Source organism: Cellulosimicrobium sp. Marseille-Q4280 (assembly GCF_943181405.1).
GTDB lineage: Bacteria > Actinomycetota > Actinomycetes > Actinomycetales > Cellulomonadaceae > Cellulosimicrobium.
This window is the reverse complement of the sequence record NZ_CALPBY010000009.1, coordinates 1-19,853: the sequence shown is the minus strand read 5'-3', so window position 1 is coordinate 19,853 and position 19,853 is coordinate 1. Positions and strand designations below refer to the sequence as shown.

22 protein-coding genes are annotated in these 19,853 nt (G+C 72.8%); 19 read left to right on the top strand and 3 right to left on the bottom strand.

What is annotated here, in order from left to right; translation table 11 throughout:
- Positions 1-7 precede the first annotated feature (7 nt).
- The 4 genes from NFS20_RS20350 (at position 8) to NFS20_RS20335 (ending at position 5,965) form a co-directional block, all read left to right on the top strand.
- A complete protein-coding gene (locus NFS20_RS20350; RefSeq protein WP_251153624.1) occupies positions 8-2,677 on the top strand; it encodes a TasA family protein in 2,670 nt (889 codons plus the stop codon).
- Positions 2,678-2,889: 212 nt separating this feature from the next.
- A complete protein-coding gene (phoH2, locus tag NFS20_RS20345; protein ID WP_251153623.1) occupies positions 2,890-4,218 on the top strand; it encodes an RNA 5'-3' helicase PhoH2 in 1,329 nt (442 codons plus the stop codon).
- A 325-nt stretch (positions 4,219-4,543) separates the two neighbouring features.
- The gene (locus NFS20_RS20340) at positions 4,544-5,182 is read left to right on the top strand and encodes a hypothetical protein (protein WP_251153622.1); all 639 of its coding nucleotides are present in this window, start codon (positions 4,544-4,546) and stop codon (positions 5,180-5,182) included.
- An 18-nt stretch (positions 5,183-5,200) separates the two neighbouring features.
- Positions 5,201-5,965 carry a hypothetical protein gene (locus tag NFS20_RS20335; RefSeq protein ID WP_251153621.1) on the top strand — a complete coding sequence of 255 codons (765 nt, stop codon included), beginning with the start codon at positions 5,201-5,203 and terminating at the stop codon, positions 5,963-5,965.
- Positions 5,966-5,974: 9 nt separating this feature from the next.
- On the opposite strand, the gene NFS20_RS20330 is transcribed toward NFS20_RS20335, so the two are convergent.
- Together NFS20_RS20330 and NFS20_RS20325 are read right to left on the bottom strand one after the other, a co-directional pair.
- Positions 5,975-6,616 (bottom strand): Fic family protein, encoded by a 642-nt coding sequence (locus tag NFS20_RS20330; protein ID WP_251153620.1) that lies wholly within the window; start codon positions 6,614-6,616, stop codon positions 5,975-5,977.
- The gene (locus tag NFS20_RS20325) at positions 6,613-6,792 is read right to left on the bottom strand and encodes a hypothetical protein (protein WP_251153619.1); all 180 of its coding nucleotides are present in this window, start codon (positions 6,790-6,792) and stop codon (positions 6,613-6,615) included. The genes NFS20_RS20330 and NFS20_RS20325 overlap by 4 nt, the downstream gene beginning before the upstream one ends.
- Positions 6,793-6,853: 61 nt before the next feature.
- Between NFS20_RS20325 and NFS20_RS20320 the strand changes: the two genes are divergently transcribed.
- The 3 genes from NFS20_RS20320 to NFS20_RS20310 are packed head-to-tail and all read left to right on the top strand — an operon-like array spanning position 6,854 to position 9,615.
- Positions 6,854-8,227 (top strand): hypothetical protein, encoded by a 1,374-nt coding sequence (locus NFS20_RS20320; RefSeq protein WP_251153618.1) that lies wholly within the window; start codon positions 6,854-6,856, stop codon positions 8,225-8,227.
- Positions 8,224-8,760, top strand: a complete 537-nt coding sequence (locus NFS20_RS22195) for a type IV pilin protein (RefSeq protein ID WP_285821162.1) — start codon at positions 8,224-8,226, stop codon at positions 8,758-8,760. The genes NFS20_RS20320 and NFS20_RS22195 overlap by 4 nt, the downstream gene beginning before the upstream one ends.
- A gap of 24 nt (positions 8,761-8,784) precedes the next feature.
- Positions 8,785-9,615 carry a hypothetical protein gene (locus tag NFS20_RS20310; RefSeq protein WP_251153617.1) on the top strand — a complete coding sequence of 277 codons (831 nt, stop codon included), beginning with the start codon at positions 8,785-8,787 and terminating at the stop codon, positions 9,613-9,615.
- Between the two features lie 19 nt (positions 9,616-9,634).
- On the opposite strand, the gene NFS20_RS20305 is transcribed toward NFS20_RS20310, so the two are convergent.
- A complete protein-coding gene (locus NFS20_RS20305; RefSeq protein ID WP_251153616.1) occupies positions 9,635-10,474 on the bottom strand; it encodes a pentapeptide repeat-containing protein in 840 nt (279 codons plus the stop codon).
- Between the two features lie 44 nt (positions 10,475-10,518).
- Here NFS20_RS20305 and NFS20_RS20300 point away from each other — a divergent pair, with 44 nt between their 5' ends.
- The 12 genes from NFS20_RS20300 to NFS20_RS20245 all read left to right on the top strand — a co-directional run bounded on the left by NFS20_RS20300 (position 10,519) and on the right by NFS20_RS20245 (position 19,469).
- Complete coding sequence (locus NFS20_RS20300) at positions 10,519-10,959, top strand: hypothetical protein (protein WP_251153615.1); 441 nt, start codon at positions 10,519-10,521, stop codon at positions 10,957-10,959.
- Between the two features lie 95 nt (positions 10,960-11,054).
- Positions 11,055-12,224, top strand: coding sequence for a TasA family protein (locus tag NFS20_RS20295; protein WP_251153614.1), 1,170 nt, complete (start codon positions 11,055-11,057; stop codon positions 12,222-12,224).
- A 25-nt stretch (positions 12,225-12,249) separates the two neighbouring features.
- On the top strand, positions 12,250-13,050 hold the full coding sequence (locus NFS20_RS20290; protein ID WP_251153613.1) for a hypothetical protein: 801 nt from the start codon (positions 12,250-12,252) through the stop codon (positions 13,048-13,050).
- Positions 13,047-13,295: a hypothetical protein gene (locus tag NFS20_RS20285; RefSeq protein WP_251153612.1), complete on the top strand. Its 249-nt coding sequence runs from the start codon at positions 13,047-13,049 to the stop codon at positions 13,293-13,295. The genes NFS20_RS20290 and NFS20_RS20285 overlap by 4 nt, the downstream gene beginning before the upstream one ends.
- A gap of 27 nt (positions 13,296-13,322) precedes the next feature.
- Positions 13,323-14,360, top strand: coding sequence for an ArdC-like ssDNA-binding domain-containing protein (locus NFS20_RS20280; RefSeq protein WP_251153611.1), 1,038 nt, complete (start codon positions 13,323-13,325; stop codon positions 14,358-14,360).
- A 26-nt stretch (positions 14,361-14,386) separates the two neighbouring features.
- Complete coding sequence (locus tag NFS20_RS20275) at positions 14,387-14,560, top strand: hypothetical protein (protein WP_251153610.1); 174 nt, start codon at positions 14,387-14,389, stop codon at positions 14,558-14,560.
- 38 nt (positions 14,561-14,598) lie between these two features.
- Positions 14,599-15,225: an HD domain-containing protein gene (locus tag NFS20_RS20270; protein WP_251153609.1), complete on the top strand. Its 627-nt coding sequence runs from the start codon at positions 14,599-14,601 to the stop codon at positions 15,223-15,225.
- A 24-nt stretch (positions 15,226-15,249) separates the two neighbouring features.
- Positions 15,250-15,936: a hypothetical protein gene (locus tag NFS20_RS20265; RefSeq protein ID WP_251153608.1), complete on the top strand. Its 687-nt coding sequence runs from the start codon at positions 15,250-15,252 to the stop codon at positions 15,934-15,936.
- On the top strand, positions 15,933-16,520 hold the full coding sequence (locus NFS20_RS20260; protein ID WP_251153607.1) for a hypothetical protein: 588 nt from the start codon (positions 15,933-15,935) through the stop codon (positions 16,518-16,520). The genes NFS20_RS20265 and NFS20_RS20260 overlap by 4 nt, the downstream gene beginning before the upstream one ends.
- 25 nt (positions 16,521-16,545) lie before the next feature.
- Complete coding sequence (locus NFS20_RS20255) at positions 16,546-17,298, top strand: hypothetical protein (protein ID WP_251153606.1); 753 nt, start codon at positions 16,546-16,548, stop codon at positions 17,296-17,298.
- 48 nt (positions 17,299-17,346) lie between these two features.
- The gene (locus NFS20_RS20250) at positions 17,347-18,630 is read left to right on the top strand and encodes a DUF7007 domain-containing protein (RefSeq protein WP_251153605.1); all 1,284 of its coding nucleotides are present in this window, start codon (positions 17,347-17,349) and stop codon (positions 18,628-18,630) included.
- Positions 18,627-19,469: a hypothetical protein gene (locus NFS20_RS20245; RefSeq protein WP_251153604.1), complete on the top strand. Its 843-nt coding sequence runs from the start codon at positions 18,627-18,629 to the stop codon at positions 19,467-19,469. The genes NFS20_RS20250 and NFS20_RS20245 overlap by 4 nt, the downstream gene beginning before the upstream one ends.
- The last annotated feature ends 384 nt before the right edge of the window (positions 19,470-19,853 follow it).

Sequence of the window (19,853 nt, the reverse complement as noted above, 5' to 3'; positions counted from 1 at the left end):
CCCCTTCATGAGTACCCCCACCAGGCGCCGACGCGCCGGTGCGCTCGTCACCGCGGGCGCCGTCGTGCTCGCAGGCGTCGCCGGCACGTCCGCGCTCTACTCCGACCGCGAGCAGGTCACCGACAACACGTTCACCGCCGGTGCGCTCGACCTCGTCGCGTCCCCGGCCTCCCAGGCGTTCGAGGTGGCCGGCATGGCGCCCGGCGACGTCGAGGTCGCCCCCGTCCAGCTGACCAACTCCGGCACCGTCGACCTCGACTGGACCGCGTCGGTCTCCCGCGCGTCCGGCGCGCTGGCCGCCCAGCTGCGCACCGAGACCGTCCCGGTGCCCGACGCCGCCTCCTGCACGCTCCAGACGCCGGTCGACACCACGCTGCTGTCCACGCCCGGCTGGGCGAGCGGCAACGAGGTGTTCACCGCCGCCACGAGCCCGACCCTGGTCGCAGGCGAGGCCACGTGGCTGTGCCTGGTCGTCGAGCTCGACCGCGGCGCCGACACCTCGTTCGCCGGCACCGCCGCGAACCTCACCTGGACGTTCGACGCCGTCCAGTCCGGCCACCAGCAGCCCGGCGCGACCGCCCCCGAGGGCGGGCTGATGACGCTCACCTACGACACCGCGCGGCTGTCCGCCGGTGACCTCACGGTCGAGCTGCCCATCGCCGGGGCGTACGACGACGGCACCATCGACTGGGGTGACGGCACCGTCACCGAGCTGACCGACGCGCCCACCCACACCTACGCCGACGCCGGCGCGCGCACCATCACGATCGACGGCGCGTTCGACCGGTTCGGCGTCGACGCCGGCACCATCCCCGACGCCCCCGCCCTGACGTCCGTCAGCCGGTGGGACGACGGGACCGGCACCACGAACCTGGCCGGGGCGTTCCGCGGCGCGGCGAACATCACCGAGGTCGCCGAGATCCCCTCGACCACCACGAACCTGCAGCGCGCCCTGTCGGACGCGACCAGCTTCAACGGTGACGTGTCGGCCTGGGAGACCTCGAACGTCGAGAACTTCACGTCCGTGTTCTACAACGCGACGTCGTTCGACCAGCCCGTGAACAGCTGGGACACCTCCAGCGCACAGGTGACGGCCTACACGTTCTACGGCGCCCGGTCGTTCAACCAGCCGCTCGACGCCTGGGACACCAGCGACGTCTACCACATGAACAACATGTTCCAGGGGGCCGCCGCCTTCAACCAGCCGATCGACTCCTGGGACACCAGCAGCGTCACGTCGATGACGTCGATGTTCCAGGGCGCGACCTCGTTCAACCAGCCGCTGAGCTCGTGGGACACCTCGAAGGTCGCCAGCCTGTCGGCCGCCTTCTGGGAGGCCACGGCGTTCAACGGTGACATCTCCGGCTGGGACACCGGCGCGAACACCACGCTGTACGCGGCGTTCTACAACGCGAAGGCGTTCAACCAGCCGATCGGGTCGTGGGACACCTCGAACGTCACCAACCTGGCCTACGCATTCAGCGGGGCGTCCAGCTTCAACCAGGACCTCGACGGCTGGGACACCGCCAAGGTGACCACCCTGCAGGACACCTTCCGCGGCGCCAACGCGTTCGACGGTGACGTCTCCACCTGGGACACCAGCAACGTGACCTCGCTGCTGCGCACCTTCCAGAGCAACTACGTGTTCAACCAGGACCTGTCCGGCTGGGACACGTCCAAGGTCACCACGCTCAACAACACCTTCAACGCCGCGTACGAGTTCACCTCGGACCTGTCGAGCTGGCAGACCGGGAACGTCACCGACCTGACGTCCACGTTCGCCGGCCCGCGCGGGTTCACCTCGGACCTGTCCGGCTGGGACACCTCCAAGGTCACCACGATGGCCCGCACCTTCAACGGCGCGGAGGCCTTCAACGGCGACATCTCCACCTGGGACACCAGCCAGGTCACCACGCTGGTGAACGCCTTCACCGGCGCGAGTTCGTTCGCGGGCGACATCTCGGGCTGGGACACGAGCAACGTGACCTCGCTCGAGGCCACGTTCATGAACGCGACCGCCTTCGACAGCGACCTGTCCGCCTGGGACACCTCCAAGGTCACGACGATGCGCACCGCGTTCATGAACGCGCCCGCGTTCACCTCCGACCTGTCGGGGTGGGACACCGGCCGCGTCACGACGATGGAGATGACCTTCTGGGAGGCCAAGGCGTTCCGCGGGGACATCTCCACCTGGGACACCAGCAACGTCACCTCGATGCGGCAGATGTTCGCAGGGGCGACCGCGATGACCAGCGACCTGTCCCGCTGGGACACCAGCAACGTCACCGACATGAGCTACATGTTCGACACCGGTGAGCGCAACGACGGCACGCCACACCGCAGTGCCTGGAACCCCAACGTCTCCGGCTGGAACGTGTCCAAGGTCCAGAACATGTCCGGGATGTTCATCGGGATGCGCTCGTTCAACCGGCCGCTCAACAGCTGGGACACGTCCTCGGTGACGGTCATGAACAGCATGTTCGCCCACGCCTCGACGTTCAACCAGCCGCTCGACCGCTGGAACACCTCGAAGGTCACGAACATGGAGACGATGTTCTTCTTCGCCGACGCCTACAACCAGGACCTGCGGTCCTGGGACGTCTCGAAGGTCACCAACCACATCGGCTTCACGCTGAACTTCCAGTGGAAGACCACGCCGCCGGGGTTCGGGTCCTGACCCGCTGAGAACCACCACGACGCCCGTCCCGAGCACCAGCCCGGGGCGGGCGTCGTGGCGTACCCCGCTGCCGCACATCTACTCGGCGTGAGCCCCGGAACGCAGCGCCCCGGCACCCGCACCGCGGGCGGCCGGCGAGGGGCGGTGAGCAGAACCCAGACCTGACCGCAACAACTGCCACCACCGCCACCCCGAGAGCCCCGGGAGCACCCATGACCCAGACCGCCACCCGCACGTACGTGATCGACACGTCCGTCCTGCTGTCCGACCCGCACGGCTTCACCAAGTTCGACGAGCACGACGTCGTCCTGCCGATCGTCGTCATCGCCGAGCTCGAGGCCAAGCGCGACCACCCGGAGCTGGGCTACTTCGCCCGCGCGGCGCTGCGCCTGCTGGACGACCTGCGCATCGAGCACGGCTCGCTCGCCACCGCCGTGCCGGCCAACGACGCCGGCGGCACCGTGCGCATCGAGCTCAACCACGTCTCGGACAAGGCGCTGCCGGCCGGGTTCCGCCTCGGCGACAACGACACCCGGATCCTCGCCGTGGCCAAGAACCTCAGCGAGGAGGACAAGGACGTCGTCGTGGTCTCCAAGGACCTGCCGATGCGCGTCAAGGCGTCCGCGCTCGGCATGGCCGCCCAGGAGTACCGCGCGCAGGACGTCGTGGACTCGGGCTGGACCGGCGTGGCCGAGCTCGACGTCGCCGACCAGCAGATCGACACGCTCTACTCGGTCGGCGAGGTGGCGCTGGACGACCTGCTGGTCTCCTGGGACGGCTCCGAGGTCGCCGCGGCCCCGCCGGTGAACACCTCCCTGATCCTGACCGGGGCGGGCAAGTCCGCCCTGGCCCGGGTCGTCGACGAGCGCACCGTGCGCCTGGTGCGCGCCGACCAGGACGCGTTCGGCGCCCACGGCCGCTCCGCGGAGCAGCGCCTGGCGATCGACCTGCTGCTGGACGAGGAGGTCGGCATCGTCTCCCTCGGTGGGCGCGCCGGCACCGGCAAGTCCGCGCTCGCGCTCATGGCGGGCCTGGAGGCCGTCATGGAGCGTCGCCAGCACTCCAAGGTCGTGGTGTTCCGCCCGCTGTACGCGGTCGGCGGCCAGGAGCTGGGGTACCTGCCCGGGTCGGCGGACGAGAAGATGGGCCCGTGGGGCCAGGCGGTCTACGACACGCTCGGCGCGATGGTCTCCTCCGAGGTGGTCGAGGAGGTCGTCGACCGCGGCCTGATCGAGGTGCTGCCGCTGACCCACATCCGCGGCCGGTCGCTGCACGACGCGTACGTGATCGTCGACGAGGCGCAGTCGCTGGAGCGCAACGTCCTGCTGACGGTCCTGACCCGCATCGGGCAGTCCTCGAAGGTCGTGCTGACCCACGACGTCGCCCAGCGCGACAACCTGCGGGTCGGTCGCCACGACGGCGTCGCCGCCGTGGTCGAGCGGCTCAAGGGCCAGCGCCTGTTCGGGCACGTGACCCTGACCCGGTCGGAGCGTTCGGACATCGCCGCGCTCGTGTCGGACCTGCTCGGCGACTTCGCGTAGTGCATCGCCCCAGGCGGCGGTGGCTGTGGCTCGGTGCCGCGGTCACCGCCGTTCTCGTGCTCCTGGCCGTCCCGGGCGCCCCGGAGGCTCTCGCCGCGGCCCTGCGCGCCGTGGCCGCTGTCGGGCTGCTGGCCGCCGTGTGGCGCCCTCGCAGGCCCGATCGGTAGCTTCCGCCCAGCTCCGGAAACCACGAAGCGGCCCCACTGACGTGAGGCCGCTTCGCGTCCGCTGTCTCAACGGTCTGCGACCGGCGGGCGTACCGCCGGAATCCTGGGTTCATCCTACCGTCTCGGTGATCCAGCCTGCGCCCGCACATCTACCGGCCATGAGCCAGACCACGCACCGAGTCCCGGCCGGCGTCAGCACCGGCGGCCAGTTCGCCCCCACCACGCGCGACGAGGCGAGCGTCGACCTGACCCGCGGCGGCGACCGCTACGCCGGGTCCTGGTCGATCGACGACTTCACGCCCGAGCAGCGCCACAAGTTCGACTCGCTCCACCGGCACGCCTACGACTGGGCCGCCCACCGCGTGGGCAACCTCGGCATGGAGAACTCCGACTACGCCGAGGACTACGCCGCCTGGGTCGGGCGCCGCTACGTCGCACTCGACTTCGACGACGACGCCATCGGCGACCACAAGGACCTGCACGCCCGCTGGGACGCCGAGCGCGCCGCGGCCGCCGCCCAGACGGTCGCCGAGGGCATGGACGAGGGCGTGTGGGCTGCCCGGATGTCGAAGGGCTCGATCCTGTCGGGCGCCGACATCCGCAAGAGCGACGCCATGTCGTTCCTGGGCCTCAAGCAGCGCCTGGCCGCCGCCGGCGTGCAGGTCAGCGAGGCGCGCGCGTACGGCGGGCGTCTCGGCTGGAAGATCACGAGCCTGGACGCCGACCGGTTCGGCCGTCAGGTGTGGGTCGGGGACCCGGGCGGCGCGCGCGTCGACCGTGACGACGAGGACTACTGACCCGCACATCTACCGGCCATGAACCACTCCCGCGTGCCCGCAGGCGTCACCACCGGCGGACAGTTCGCCACCGGCGCCCGCTCTGAGTCCACCGCCACCCTGACCCCGCCCACCGGGCCTGACCCGCGCGACGGCGTCGTGAGGATCGACGCCCAGTGGCGTGCCGCCGGCTCCGGCTGGGACGCGCTGCCGGTCTGGCCCGAGGGCGCCGGCCCCACGCCGACGGTCACCTGGGAGCACAACAACGACGTCGTGCAGACGACGTTCTCGTTCAACGACGGCGCCCAGTCGGTCACGTACTGGAAGGGCTCGGACGGCGACACCCACAACACCTACGACGACAACTACGGCAGCGACGGCGATGTGGCGCCGGTGCGCGACGGGGTGTTCGGCGGCGACTCCGACACCGACACCGCCTACGAGATGCGCGACTGGATGTACGAGGTCCACTCCCGCATCGACACCGAGGCGTACGGCGTCACGGTCGCCGCGACCACCGAGGACGTGCGCGCCGCGGTGCTCGCCTCCGCGCTCGGCGAGCCGCAGCCGGTCGTGCCGGCCGACGACGGCCCGGTGCGCATGGAGCACCTGGAGGACGACTGGGCCGACGACCCGGGGCTCAGCGAGGAGCAGGCCGCCGCGCTCATGGGCCTGTCGCGCGAGCAGAAGGCCGACGCGCTCGCCGAGGCGCTGTCCGCCCACGAGAACGAGTGGTTCACGCTGCTGGACTCCGTGCGCGGGCAGGCCACCCGCAACCTGCTGGAGAAGCTCGGCCTCGACTGAGACGGGCGGTCAGTCCTCGTCGTCGTCGATGAACAGGAGGTCGACCAGGTCCGCGAGCTCGCTGGGGTCGCGGACCTGGTCGAACCGTCGCAGGGCCGCGATGTAGGCCAGCTTGTCGACGTCCCAGTCGAACACCGCCGGCGGATCATCGTCGCCTCGGGCCGCGAGCAGCACCAGGTCGGCGAGCAGTCGGGTCGATCGCCCGTTGCCGTCCACGAACGGGTGGATCCGCACGGACTCGGCGTGTGTCGCGATCGCCAGCTGCGCGGCGGTCCAGTCCTCGGTGTGCTGCCAGCGGTACAGCAGGTTCTCGAGCGTCGACCGCAGCTCGACGGCGATCTGCGCCGGGTCGATGCCGATGCTGAGCTCGCGCTGGCGGTACACGCCCGACCACGTCCAGATGTTCTCGTACAGGCGGGCGTGTAGGTCGCGCAGTGTCCAGTCGCTCAGCAGGTCCTCCAGCGGGATGTCGCCGTCGGCCGCCCGCTGGACGAACGCCTCGCGGACCTCGTCCTCGTAGGCCTGCTCCAGCTCATAGACCGCGGCCTTGCTCACCGGGCCGCCGATCGCCTCGGCGACCTCCGGCAGCAGGGCGTCAAGTTCCTCGAAGTCGAGCGGCGTGCCGCCGTAGTCCGGGTCGAGCCCGGTCACTTCGTGCGAGCGGGGCGAGCTGCTACGTAGCGGCCCGTGACCGCGGAGCGCTTCGTGGCCTTCACGACGCGGCCCTCGAGCTTCGCCGAGGCCTTCGTCGAACGGGCGGCCACGCGTGCCGACGCCTTCGCGCTGACTGTGCCCTTCTTGGCCACCCGGCCCACCTCCTTCGCCATCGCCTCAGGATAGCGCTGGCGGCGGGGTGCGACAGCGCGCGGCCCCGCACATCTACCGGGCATGAGCGTCGTCGCTGACCGCAGCCGAGTTCCCGCTGGTGTGCGCACCGGTGGCCAGTTCGCGACCGAGGCGCGCGCCGAGGCCAACCTGACCCTGGCCGCGCCCGACCCCTACCTCGACGCCGCCGACGAGGTCGACGAGCCGGCCCGCCCCGTCTACTCCATCCCCGCGTCCGCAGCGACCGAGGCGCAGGCCCGCATCGAGAAGGCCAACCGCCGCCTGGCCCGCGCCGGGATCGAGGACCGGTTCACGTTCGAGCTCACCGAGCCGTACGTCACCAAGGTCGGCGACCCGCCGCGCGAGATGTTCTACCGCGACCTGACGCTGTCGCACCCGTCGATCTCCTACGGCGGCTGGGAGTTCGTCGCCGCCGTCGACCACCTGGAGGCCGGCGCGCTCGTGCGCTCCAAGCCCGGCGTCGAGCTCAACGGCTGGCGGCCCGAGGTGTCCGAGTGCGAGCACTGCGGCAAGGTCCGCCGCCGCGCGGCCACCTACCTCGTCGAGCACGAGGACGGCACCCGCAAGCAGGTCGGCTCCTCGTGCATGACCGACTTCCTGGGCGTCAAGCCCGCCGGGCTGTGGGCGCTCGGGTTCGACCCGCTGGAGGAGTCCGAGGACGACGGCTGGCTGTCCGGCGGGTCCTACGGCGGCGACGTCGCCACCGAGAACCTCGAGGTCCTCGCCGTGGCGCTCGCGGTCACCGACGGCGGGCGCGAGTACGTCTCGCGCGACGCCTCGATGTGGCGCGGCACGGCGTCCACCTCCGACGCCGTGCGCGACCAGCTGTTCGGCGGCGGCCCGCGCGAGAGCGCCGAGCAGCGCGCGGAGCGTGCCCGCCTCGCCGAGCGGGCCCAGGAGTTCCTGCGCGACGGCACCGCGGAGAAGGTCCTGGCGTACGCACAGCAGATGGAGGGCGAGGGCGACTACGCCACGAACATGCGCGTCCTGGCCGCCGGCGAGCACGTCGACTTCAAGCACACCGCGCTGCTGGCCTCGGCGGTGTCGGGGTGGGCGCGCGACAACGACCGGCGCGCGGTCCGCGAGGCACGCGCCGCGGCGTACACGCCCGGGCACCTGGCCCCGGTCAAGGACAAGGTCACCGGGCACACTGCCGTGGTGGAGAAGGTCGTCCCGCTGGAGGCCTATGTCTACGGCGGCGAGGGCGGCTCGCTGGTCATCATGCGCGCCTCGACCGGCCACACGCTCAAGTGGAAGGCCTCGACCCGCCAGGACCTGTCCGCGGGCGACAAGGTGACGTTCACCGGCGGCACCGTCAAGGCGCACGAGGCGTACAACGGCCAGGACCAGACCGTCTTGACCCGCGTGAAGTTCGACGTCGAGCCGGCCGGTGACGACCAGGATGGGCAGGCATGATCGGGCAGCTGCGACGTGGGCAGGACGGCTTCACGCTGACCGAGCTGCTGGTCGTCATCGTCATCATCGGCGTGCTGGCTGCCGTGGCGATCCCGATGTACCTCAGCCAGCAGCAGAAGTCCCACGACGCCGCGGTCAAGACCGACCTGCGCAACGCCCTCGCCCTGGTCGCCGGGTACGACGGCTCTACCCGGATGCCGACCACCCTGGGCCAGCTCGCCGGCGCGCCCGGCCAGACGCCGATGACCACCGGCGGGACAGCGTACAAGGCGTACTACGTCGCCGACGGACCTGGCGCCGGCATGGTCATCATGGGCGTGCACGAGAAGCACCCGGACCGGGTCTGGGCGGTCTCGTCGTACAACGGCGGAGCCGCGCAGCTGATCGGGGCGTCGACGTGGTCGGGCGGGGTCGTCTCGTCCTGGCCGACCGTCACCGACACGGCGATCGCCGAGCTCGGGGCCGCCGGCGTCACGTGGGACAACGCGAGCGGCATCCGCTGGGGCCTGACGCACTCGGTCGGCCCGGCCTGACCCGCGCCCGCACATCTACCGGCCATGAGCACCCACAGCCGCGTCCCGGCGGGCGTCACCACCGGCGGTCAGTTCTCCACCTCGGCGCGCGGCGAGGCCGACGTCACGCTCGCGTCCGACCCGTACGAGGCGCACGCGACCGCGCTGGGCCAGCGCCTGGCCGCGGCCGTCGGCGCCGACCAGGTCGCCGACGTCGAGCTGAGCCGCGACGTCTCCTGCGGCGCGCCCGAGGGTGCCCGGCACCTCAAGCTCACCGTCGACGTGCCCGGCACGAGCATCGGGGAGCGCGTGGTGGCCGGCGGGTACCTGATGCCCGACGGGTCCGTGCGCGAGCTCACCCTGGAGTCGCAGTGGTTCGACCCCTACGAGGACGACGGCGACGAGCTCCGCGACGGCGTCCAGATGCCGTTCGAACCCCAGCGCACGGGCGAGTACCTGGAGTCCCACGTCGAGACCGCCCGCATGATCGGACGCCACCAGCGCGCCCTGGACGATGCCATCAACCAGCCCCAGCGCCGCCGCCGCGGCCCCCTCAACGGGTACTTCGAGATCCTGCACGCCACCGCCGCGTGCGACAGCCAGGGCCGCCCCGTCGTCGAGGTGGTGAACGGGCGGCGCAAGGGTGCCAGCAAGGTCCTGCTCCGCCTGGACGAGTGCCGCCGCGTCGAGTCGATGGCCGTCGGCACCGACTTCGGCCTGCTCACCGTCGGCGAGGCCGACCGCGACAAGGTCGCCGGCAGCCTGGACCGCGACCTCGCCTACGAGCTCGGCGAGGACCTCGGCACCGACCCGAGCATCTGGGGCGTGGCGTCGCTGTCGCGGCGCATGGCCGGCGCCATCCCGCAGGACGACTGACCGCCCGGCGTGCCGGCTCCTAGTCGGGCCGGCACGCGTCCGGGTTCGACGGCGGTGGCTCGAACCCGGCGGGCCAGACGGTCGTGGAATCCCAGCACGACAGTTTGAAGCCCCAGTCGCCCAGGTTCGTCGTGACGATCAACTCGTCGAGCCCGGTGCGCCCTTCCACCTCCGGTGACAGGTCCGTCGCGAACCGGGTGCCGCGCAGGTCGGCCATCTGGAAGGACGGATCCGCACCGTCGATCCTGATGGTGGCGTACCCGAAGCTGGCCCCTCGCAGGTCGGCGCGGTCGAAGTTGGTACCGGTGATGTCCGCGACGTCGAAGAACGAGCCGCGCAGGTCCGCCATCGAGAAGGACGCCAGCTCGGCGTTGACAGCCTGGAAGCGGGAGCCGCGCAGGTCTGCGCCGACGGCGCTCACCCTGGCCATGCTTGCGTTCACGAACCTCGCGCAGTCGGACGCTCCCGGGACCTCGCACCCCAGCGGCAGGCCGGAGATGTTCGCGTCGGTGAGGTCTAGCCCGTCGAACGGACGTGACACGGTTCCTGGGCGCGACGCCACCTCGCGCACGAACCGTAGGTCGTCGCGCTGCTGCGCAGCCAGCTCCGCCTGCGCGGCGAGGTGCTCGGCGCGCGCCGCGGCGTCGCGGTCAAGCTTCGCCTGCACTGCGATGGTCGCTGTCGAGATCAACGCGCCGACCACGAGTGCCACCAGGAGCTCGCCCCTGAGCCGGCGCCGGTCGCCGTCGGCTCGCCGCAATGCCCGGCGCGCGGCCCTCCGGTCTGCCGCGGTGGGCGGCGGCACGGGCGGCGTCGGAGCTGGTGAGGGGTCGCCCGTCGACGGCTGCGGCGCGGTCATAGCCAGAGGCTACTGGCCAAGGTGCGCCCGCACATCTACCGGCCATGAGCACCCAGACGCGTGTCCCGGCCGGCGTCACGACCGGCGGCCAGTTCGCCGCGACGACGCGCCCCGAGGCGGCCGTCGACCTCGCGGGCACCCCGGCGCGGGTCCACGATGGCGAGGTGGACGCGGCGGAGATGGCCGCCCGGCGCCAGGCGCTCGTCGAGGACTGCCTGTCCGCCGACAGCCAGGGCATCGGGTACCGGTTCGAGGTCGAGGACCTCGCCGAGGGCGTCGCGTACGCCATCGACCCGGACGCTGCCGGCGAGCCGCGCGAGACCCTGCTGGCGGCCGCGCGCGAGACGATCACCGCGGCGGCCGCCGGCGGCCGGGCGTGGGCCTGCGCGGGCGAGCCGGGTCCGCTGCAGCACTGGTCAGACGACGCCGACGCGATCGTCGACGAGGCCCTGGACGCCGCGTGGCGGGTGCACCGAACGCGCTGACCTGCAGCGTCACCGCGCACTGCCGCACATCTACCCGGGGAACGACGCAGCGCTAGCTGCGCCGTCGTCGTGCACTCATCGGGAGATGCCTGCTCATGACCGTTCCCCACCGGCGCCGTCGCGCCGTCGCCGTGCTTGCCGTCACCGCCCTGGCCGCCACGCTGGCCACCGGTGCCGCGTTCGTCGAGACGGAGGTCGTCGACGGCAACGCGTTCACCTCCGGAGTGCTCGACCTGACGATCTCCCCCGCCGAGCACCGGTTCGAGGTGGCCGGCATGGCGCCCGGCGACACGGTCACCGAGCAGATCGGCGTGACGAACTCCGGCACCGTCGACCTGCACTACACGGTCACGGTCGCCCGCGACGAGGACTCCGGACCGCTCGCAGAGGTGCTGACCACCCGGCTCGACGCCGAGGACGGCCAGCCGCTGGTCACCAGCGCCGGGCTGCCCGCCGCCGCACCCGCGGTCAACGGGACGACCGTGCGGACCCTGGGCGCGGGTGACAGCGAGACCCTGACGGCAACCGTCGCACTGCCCCGCGAGACCGGCAACGGCCACATTGGCACCACCGCGAACCTCACCTGGGCGTTCAACGCCGCGCAGGTCTCGCCCGGCACCCCGGTGGCGCTGCCGGACCCGCGCGGCGCGTGGGACCTGGAGGAGGGGCGCGGCATGGTCGTGGCGGACTCCTCGGGCCGTGGCCTGGACGCCACCGTGACGGGCACGATCGACTGGATCGCCGGCGTGGACGGCGGCGCCGTGCGCTTCGACGGGCACACCTCGAGCGCGGGCGTCCCCCACACCCCCGAGCTCGACGTGCGTGACGCGGTGAGCGTCGCCGCGTGGGTGCGCCCCGAGCTCATCCGCACCCAGAACATCGTGAAGAAGTCCGAGAACGGCCTGGCCGACGGGTACGAGCTGTCCATCTCCTCCTCGGGCAAGCCGTTCTTCCGCATCAACCAGTGGACCAACGGCGACACCTACCGCGTCAACGGCCCCGACGTCCTGCCGGTCGACGCCCAGACCTGGGTCCACCTGGCCGGCACGTACGACGGCCAGACGATGCGCCTGTTCATCGACGGCGTCGAGGTGGCTTCGGTGGACGGCCCGACCCACGTCGGGGCCAACGTGCTGCCGCTGACCATCGCCAGTGCCCCGTCCGGGGAGTACCGGTTCCAGGGCGGTGTCGACCAGGTCCGCGTGTACGCCAGCGCCCTGTCGCCCGAGCAGGTCGCCGCCCTGTACGCCTCGGCCCGGCCCTGAGCGGCGCACCGCACATCTACCGGACATGAGCACCCACCCGGGCAAGGCCCGCACACCTGCCGGTGTCCGCGAGGGCGGCCAGTTCGCCACCACGGCGCGCGCCGAGTCCTCGGTGAGCCTGGCCGCGCTGTCGCCGTCGGTCGTCGAGGCCGTGCGCGGGGACCTCATGTCCCGGTACTCCGAGGCCGAGGGTGCCGTGGAGCTCGCCCAGGAGCGCGCTGCCGCCGCGGCGCGAACGGCCGCGGCCGCGCAGTCCGCGCTCGACGAGGCCGTGGCGGCGCGTGACGCCGCGTACCGGGCTCTGGAGGACTCCGGCCTGCTCGTCGACGGCGACCTCCCGCCCGCCCCGCAGGCGCCTGTCGCGGAGGCTGTGCCGGCCGTCCCCGCGCGCCCGCACGACCCCACGCGCGTCGACGAGGTCGTGGAGGTGCCCGGACACGGCCGCTTCACCCGCATCGAGCCCGGCGTGCCCCTGGACTCCGACCTGGGGTACCTGCGCGTGCAGGTCGACCGCGACCTCGACCCCGACGAGGCTCGCCAGCTCGCCGCGCTCGTCGGCTACCGCTGGGCCGCCACCGGCGGCGAGCGGATCGGCTACGACGTGCACCAGGACTCGCCGAACTCGATCATCGTCTACGCCGACGCGACCAAGGGCCGCGCCTACGAGCGCCTGGACGCCTTCATCAGCGAGGTCGGCGACGTCGTGCGCGAGGGCTCGAAGATCCGCACGACAGACCGGGCCGGCGAGGGCACCAAGGGCACGCGTCTGGTCGAGCCGCTGGCCGGCGTGGGAGCGGTCACCCTCTACCAGCAGGCGTACTCGTGAGCGCCGCCACGCCCCGCGTCCCGGCCGGCGTGAGCACTGGCGGCCAGTTCGCCGTGGTCCCGCGCGCCGAGGCGAACGACGTCGACCTGATCGCCGAGCCGGAGGTCTGGGAGCCCAGCGAGGACGTCGTAGTCGGCGGCGACGGGTACGGCTCGCACGGTGACTGCGACCCTGACGACGCGATCCCGGGGTTCTTCCCGGACGACGACAACGACTGCTGGATCTGCGGCGACCCGCTGGACTGACCGGCTCGCCCCGCACATCTACGGGGCATGACGACGCCGACCCCGACCCGCAGCCGTGTCCCGGCCGGTGTGCGCACCGGCGGTCAGTTCGCCGTCGAGGCGCGCGGGGAGGCCGACGTCGACCTCGCGACCGCACCGCCCAACGAGCCGGCCGGCGAGGAGCTCGCCGAGACGGTGTTCACCCGCCGGTACGACTCCGTCGAGGACAAGGTCGCCGCGTTCCACGCCGAGCTGGAGCAGCGCGTCTCCGAGCTCGCGCACGACGAGAACTGGCTGGCCTACCTCGACACGATGGCCAAGTTCCACCGGTACAGCATGCTCAACACGCTGCTGATCGCCGCCCAGCGCCCCGGCGCGACGAAGGTCGCCGGGTTCCGCAAGTGGAAGGACGAGCTCGGCCGCCACGTCCGCAAGGGCGAGAAGGGCATCAGCATCTTCGCGCCCAAGACCCGCCGCGTCCCGGTCACCGACGCCGCCGGCAACCCCGTCAAGGGCGAGAACGGCAAGGCCAAGTACGAGGTCCGCTGCATCGGGTTCACGACCACCACAGTGTTCGACGTCTCCCAGACCGACGGGCCCGAGATGCCCGCCGTCACCCACGACCTGTCCGGCGAGCCGCCGGCCGGGTTCACGCAGGACCTCGAGGCCGCGATCACCGCCCAGGGGTACACCATCGGCTCCGAGGACCTGCCCGGCACGGCCCGCGGCTACACCGACCCGCGCGGCAAGCGCGTCGTCGTCGAGGCCTCGCTGTCGCCCGCGATGCGCGCCAAGGTGCTCGCCCACGAACTCGGGCACATCGCCTGCGGGCACACCGAGCGCCTGGAGGAGTACCACTCCGGGCACCGCGGCGGCCGCGGCCAGATGGAGGTCGAGGCCGAGTCCGTCGCCTACGCCCTGTGCCGCGCGAACGGCATGAGCACGCAGGTCGGCGACGTCTCGGGCACCTACGTCGCCGGGTGGGCCGGGCCCGCCGGCTCCGAGGCGGTCAAGGCGTCCGCGAACGCCGTCGCCAAGGCCACCAGGACCGTCCTGGAGTCCCAGCCGTGGCGCAACGTCGAGTGACGTCGCGCACCCGAGAGGAAACGCCCATGCCCCAGCCCGCCGACGAGATCGTCGTCGTGGACGAGACCGACCGCACCGCGTACGTGTTCGCGACCGACGACGACGTCACGGCCTGGTCCGCCACCGGCGCCGCCACGTGGACGCAGATGCGCGAGGCCACCGACGACGAGCTCGACGCGGCCCAGGGCGCGACCCTGTGACCCCGACGCCCTCGCAAGCCGCGGCGACGATGACGGCGATGCTCGACTGCCCCGGCTGCCGCCTGGACGGCGCGTGGTGCACGGTGCACCCGATGTCGATGCCGGTGCTCGCCTGCCTGATCCTGGCCGCACAGCCGCTGCACACGGACCGCCTCGCGCACAGCCGCGGCGTCGGCGAGGCGATGCGCTCCCTGGTCGTGCCCGCCGAGAACGCCGGCCTGCTCACGTCATCCACAGCCGACCTGTGGATGGCCGCTGCGCTGCTGCACGACGTCGGCTACGCCCGCCCCGGGTCCGGGCACCACGCCGTCGACGGCGCCCGCTACCTGCGCGCGCTCGGCGCCCCCGCCCCGCTCGTGGCGATGGTCGCCTGGCACTCCACCGCGCCGTACGAGGTCGCCGCGCGCGGCCTGGAGGTGGACCTGGCCGCCGAGTTCGGGCGCCCGAGCCCGCTCGGGGCCGCGGCGCTGTGGGTCGCGGACTTCACCACCTCCCCGCACGGGCGCCAGATCAGCGTCGAGGAGCGGCTGGCCGAGATCCGGTGCCGCTACCCGGCCGACTCCCCCGTGCTGGCCGCGCTCGACGCGTCCCAGGGCGACCTGGCCGCCTCCTTCGCGCTCGTGGCCGCCCAGCTGTCCCCAGCGTCGTCCACAGCCGCCGCCTGAGCGCCCACCGCACATCTACCGGTCATGAGCACCCAGTCCCGCGTCCCGGCAGGCGTCACCACCGGCGGCCAGTTCTCCACCTCCGCGCGCGGAGAGTCGCCCGCGTCCCTGACTGCGCCCGGCGCGCGCGAGGAGCGCTACACCTCAGCCGCCACAGCCCGCCAGGGTGACTGGCTGCTCGGGCGCGACGGTGAGGTCCTCGCCGTCGTCCGCGAGGTCGTGCCGCACGCGTCCAAGCCCGGGTTCGTCACCTGGCGCTACGAGGACGGGACCAGCTCGGCGCCGATGCGCGGCGCGAACGAGACCATCCGCATCTCGCGGGCGACCGCCCCCGACCCGGCGCTGGTCGCCAAGCAGGAGGCGATCGACGCCGCGGCCGAGCGCGCCGGGCTGACCGGCTCGCGCCTGGTCGCCACGCCGGAGGGCGCGGACCTCGAGCACGACGGGACGCGGTACACGCTGTCGACGGACTCGAACGGCAACGACCTGTTCGTCTACGCCCAGGACGAGCACGGCAAGGCGACCGGCCCGTCGATCGACGCTCGCGTGCTGGCCTCGGTCGGCCGGGCCGAGGGGTACGGCGTCCCCACGGCGTCCCGGCACGGCGGTGAGCCGGACCACGACTCGGAGATGGACGCCTACTTCGGCGCCCGCACGACGCTGCGGCGGGTCGCGCGCGACGCGGGCATGGCGATCTCGGACCTGCCGTGAGCGCGCTCGCCCGGATGCCGGCCGGGGTCACCACCGGCGGCCAGTTCACCACCGGCGCCCGGACCGAGGCCCCGGTGGAGCTCGCCGGTCCCGGCGGAACCTGGGGCGGGCGGCGTGACGGCGAGGTCGGCGAGCTGCCCATCACCGCGCTGATCACCACGGCGTCCGCCATGACCGAGGTGCTCACCTCCGGGCGGCGCAGCGAGTCCCCCGACGACCCCGTCCTCGTGCGCGCCCGCGAGGACGACCCGGCCCGCTGGGAGGTCGCCGACGGCCACCACCGCCTCGCCGACGCGATCCGCGCCGGGCGCACCACCGTGGCCGTCGAGTTCGACACCTGCTTCGACGACGAGCCGTACGAGGGCGAGCTGTACGACTTCGCCCAGCACCTGCCCGACGTCGCCGCGACCTGCGAGTTCTGCCCCGCAGCGGCGGCCACCCAGATCCAGGCGCACACCTCGCGCGGCCCGGTCGGTGAGCCGCGGTACGCGTGCGCCGAGCACGACGGCGCCCCGACGTTCACCTCGTTCGGTGGCGGCTGGACCGAGCGCTCCCCCATCGCCCCGACACCCCCGAGCGCCTGACCTGCAGCCCGCACATCTACCGGCCATGAGCACCAGCGCGCGTTCCCGTGTCCCCGCCGGCGTCACCACCGGCGGCCAGTTCGCCACCGAGGCGCGGTCCGAGTCCGACGTCGACCTCGCACCCGCCCCGGCTCCCGAGCGCGACGACTCGGCTCTGCCCGGCCTGCTCGACGCCGCCGAGAAGCGCCTGGACGCCCTGTACGCCCAGGGGCTCGGTGACCGTCACGGGTACCTGCGCCTGGCCGCCACGGCGGCGTGCGTGCGGCTGGCCGACCCCGAGGCGATCGGGTTCGAGCTCGACGGGTGGGACGACGCCGACGCCATGTACGTCTCCCGCGTCATCTGGGCCGGCGAGGACGAGGGCGAGGAGGTGGGCGACCACTTCGACTTCGAGGACGCCGACCTGGACCGCCGCGCCAGCGGCGTCGCGGTCAGCTCCAGCATGGACAAGGACCTGCTCGACGACTCCGGCGACAACCGGTTCATGATCGACGAGGTCATCTCCGGGCTCGAGGAGCCGGAGCCCGCGCAGCCCGGCGCGGCCGGGGCCGAAGCGGTTGAGCGGTTCCGTGCCGAGCACCTGCCCCTGGGAACGAGCGACGCGGACGCGGTGCGTGCGCTGATCGCCGACCTGGACGCGTGGGCGAAGGCGAACGACGTCGACCTGGCCCGGCAGTTCTCGGACGCGACCGACATCCCGCTCGCCGACGACCTGGACGAGCTCTGCGAGGGCTGCGGGCGCACGATGACGAACGGCGAGTGCCCCGTGCACGGCTGACACCGTCGTGCGGGGCCGGGCCGTCCTGGCCCCGCACATCTACCGGGCATGACGACGCTCGCTGATCGCTCCCGTGTCCCCGCTGGTGTGCGCACCGGCGGGCAGTTCGCCACCGAGGCCCGCACCGAGTCCGACGTGCACCTGGACGAGATCGAGGAGCCGACCCGTGACTGGGGCGCGCTGACCCTCGCCGAGGGCTCGCGCACCCCGTGGGGACCGGCCCAGAACGTCTACGACATCGCGCCCGGCATCGCGGAGGTGTCCTGCGCCGGGCACGGCGGCATCAAGCTGTCCAAGGAGCGCAACCGCGAGGTCCCGCCCGCGCTGCGCAACGCCTCGGGCTGGTACGAGGAGGACTGCGAGGCCGCGATCCCCATGTGGGCGTTCCACGAGGAGTACGCCGCCCACCGCCAGAGCGCCGACCACGGCGCCAGCGACATGGGCGACCCCGGGTACGTCCTGATGACCTCCGCGGCCCGGGTTCGCGAGTGGTTCCCCGACGCGTGGACCAAGGCGACCGGCCAGACCGTCACCGCCGAGCAGTCCCGCATCGTCGCCGAGCGCGAGTTCGCCGCAGCGCACGCCGGCGACCACATCACGCTCTCGGCCAGCCGCGACGCCGACCACCCCGGCATGGTGCGCGTGACGGCAACACCCGGTGGCGAGCGACCCACGATGGGGCGCAGCTGGGCAGACGTCGGCGCCCGGGAGTTCCTGGTGCCCGAGGACGAGTACGAGACCCGCGGCCGGTTCGGGTTCGTCGTCGACCCGGCCCGGCACGCCGACGTCACCCCGCCGCCGCCCCCGCCGAAGCCGAAGGCCAAGCGCCACCACCCCGACGTCACCGCCGTGCGCGCCCGCGCCGCCGAGATGACCCCGGCCGCCGAGAACCGCGTCGCCCGCGACCTCGCCCAGCGGTGGCGGCTCGCCGACGGCAGCGTGACGTCCCTGGCCCAGATGCTCGCGACCGAGGGTGTCACCGGCCGGTCCGCCACGATGTTCTCCGGCGACACCTCGGTGACGTACTACCTGCAGCAGCACGAGCACGAGGGCGACCGCAGCGGGACGGTCCTGCGGGTGTCCAAGGCCACCTGGGACGCGGTGGCCGACCAGGTCCCCGACTCGCGCACCGCCGGTGACATCGCCAGCCTCGAGGTCCACCGCGCCCAGGCCGCCGTCGAGAAGGCCCAGGCCAACCCCGACCTGGGAGCGTTCTACGGTGACACCAGGCTCAAGGCCCGCGCGGCGCTCGAGAAGGCCAAGGCCCGCCTGGAGAAGGCCACGGCGGAGCGCGCCCGCGTCCGCGACGAGGAGAAGGAGGGCCAGGCGTGAGCACCAACCCCAACCGCGTCCCGGCCGGCGTGAGCACCGGCGGCCAGTTCGCCACCGGCGCCCGCGCCGAGTCCGAGGCGTCCCTGACCGCCGCCGAGCAGACCCCGGCCCGGCTGCGCGACCGGTACCCGGTCGTCACCGGCGGCCTCCACGTCACCGTGGCCGACCCCGACGACCCCCAGGGTATGCCCGCCTACGACGGGGACGCCGAGGTGGCGAACGAGCGCCTGGCGCCCGGCTACTACGTCGCGAACACCGAGGACGGCCAGACCGTCACCCTGCACGTGCCGGCGCCTGACGACCAGATCGAGTGGGACAACATCGTCGACGCTGACGGGGCGCCGACGATGTTCGCCGAGGTCGACGGCATGCCCGTGCACGTGACCTTCCTGCCCGGCACCTTCGACGGCGCGGACGTGCGCGTCGGCGGCCAGCTCGTCGGCGAGGCGTTCGAGGACTCCGAGACAGGCAAGTGGCACACCCGCTCCACCGCCACCAGCCTCAGCGGCTACCTGGACGACCTGGACGCCGCGGCCCGCTGGCACGTCGAGCGCGCCACCCCGATCACCTGGGAGACCACCGAGAACGGCCCGCTCGGCGCCCTGACCGGCACCGTCCACGGCACGCCCGTGCGCGGCGTGTACGAGACCGACTCCGGGCAGGAGTTCCGCATCGACCTGTTCTCCGGCAAGGACCAGCTCGGCCAGGTCTACTACGAGCAGTCCGAGGGCGGCTGGCGGGCGTTCGTCGCCGGCGAGGGCGTCAAGCCCGCCGCGACCGGGCTCGCGAGCCGCGACGTCGCGATCCGCCACGTCGTGGACGGCCGCCAGGCGACCTGACCACGCCCCTTGCACCGGCGACGGCGGGCCCCGCACACCGCGGGCGCCCGCCGTCGTGCTGTCCGGCCCCGCCACCCAGGCGTATTCGGCGCATGTTGAACAGCTGAGGACCCACCCCCCCCGAGGAGCCCTCCCATGACCACCAGCACCAGTGTCCCGGCGTCCGGCCGCCCCCCCGCGGGCCCCAACCCCGGGGGGGGCCTCCCCCGGGGGGAAAAACCCCCCGGGGCCGGCCGGGCCGCACGGCTCCAACTCGGGGACCCCCGCCACGGACGCGGGCACGAACCGCTGGCTCTACCAGTACCAGAAGGGCAACGACGAGCAGAACCGCCCGTCGATCCAGGCGTTCTCGCTCAGCCACGAGCCGAGCCCGTGGATGGGCGA

What these genes read in the sequence shown, in the direction of transcription:
- NFS20_RS20265 (WP_251153608.1), top strand. Translation starts at nt 15,250, where the DNA reads ATGAGCACCCAGTCCCGCGTCCCGGCAGGCGTCACCACCGGCGGCCAG.
- NFS20_RS20310 (WP_251153617.1), top strand. Translation starts at nt 8,785, where the DNA reads ATGAGCACCCACAGCCGCGTCCCGGCGGGCGTCACCACCGGCGGTCAG.
- NFS20_RS20325 (WP_251153619.1), bottom strand. Translation starts at nt 6,792, where the DNA reads ATGGCGAAGGAGGTGGGCCGGGTGGCCAAGAAGGGCACAGTCAGCGCG.
- NFS20_RS22195 (WP_285821162.1), top strand. Translation starts at nt 8,224, where the DNA reads ATGATCGGGCAGCTGCGACGTGGGCAGGACGGCTTCACGCTGACCGAG.
- NFS20_RS20255 (WP_251153606.1), top strand. Translation starts at nt 16,546, where the DNA reads ATGAGCACCAGCGCGCGTTCCCGTGTCCCCGCCGGCGTCACCACCGGC.
- NFS20_RS20350 (WP_251153624.1), top strand. Translation starts at nt 8, where the DNA reads ATGAGTACCCCCACCAGGCGCCGACGCGCCGGTGCGCTCGTCACCGCG.
- NFS20_RS20305 (WP_251153616.1), bottom strand. Translation starts at nt 10,474, where the DNA reads ATGACCGCGCCGCAGCCGTCGACGGGCGACCCCTCACCAGCTCCGACG.
- NFS20_RS20280 (WP_251153611.1), top strand. Translation starts at nt 13,323, where the DNA reads ATGACGACGCCGACCCCGACCCGCAGCCGTGTCCCGGCCGGTGTGCGC.
- NFS20_RS20275 (WP_251153610.1), top strand. Translation starts at nt 14,387, where the DNA reads ATGCCCCAGCCCGCCGACGAGATCGTCGTCGTGGACGAGACCGACCGC.
- NFS20_RS20295 (WP_251153614.1), top strand. Translation starts at nt 11,055, where the DNA reads ATGACCGTTCCCCACCGGCGCCGTCGCGCCGTCGCCGTGCTTGCCGTC.
- NFS20_RS20270 (WP_251153609.1), top strand. Translation starts at nt 14,599, where the DNA reads ATGCTCGACTGCCCCGGCTGCCGCCTGGACGGCGCGTGGTGCACGGTG.
- NFS20_RS20340 (WP_251153622.1), top strand. Translation starts at nt 4,544, where the DNA reads ATGAGCCAGACCACGCACCGAGTCCCGGCCGGCGTCAGCACCGGCGGC.
- NFS20_RS20290 (WP_251153613.1), top strand. Translation starts at nt 12,250, where the DNA reads ATGAGCACCCACCCGGGCAAGGCCCGCACACCTGCCGGTGTCCGCGAG.
- NFS20_RS20300 (WP_251153615.1), top strand. Translation starts at nt 10,519, where the DNA reads ATGAGCACCCAGACGCGTGTCCCGGCCGGCGTCACGACCGGCGGCCAG.
- NFS20_RS20335 (WP_251153621.1), top strand. Translation starts at nt 5,201, where the DNA reads ATGAACCACTCCCGCGTGCCCGCAGGCGTCACCACCGGCGGACAGTTC.
- NFS20_RS20320 (WP_251153618.1), top strand. Translation starts at nt 6,854, where the DNA reads ATGAGCGTCGTCGCTGACCGCAGCCGAGTTCCCGCTGGTGTGCGCACC.
- phoH2 (WP_251153623.1), top strand. Translation starts at nt 2,890, where the DNA reads ATGACCCAGACCGCCACCCGCACGTACGTGATCGACACGTCCGTCCTG.
- NFS20_RS20250 (WP_251153605.1), top strand. Translation starts at nt 17,347, where the DNA reads ATGACGACGCTCGCTGATCGCTCCCGTGTCCCCGCTGGTGTGCGCACC.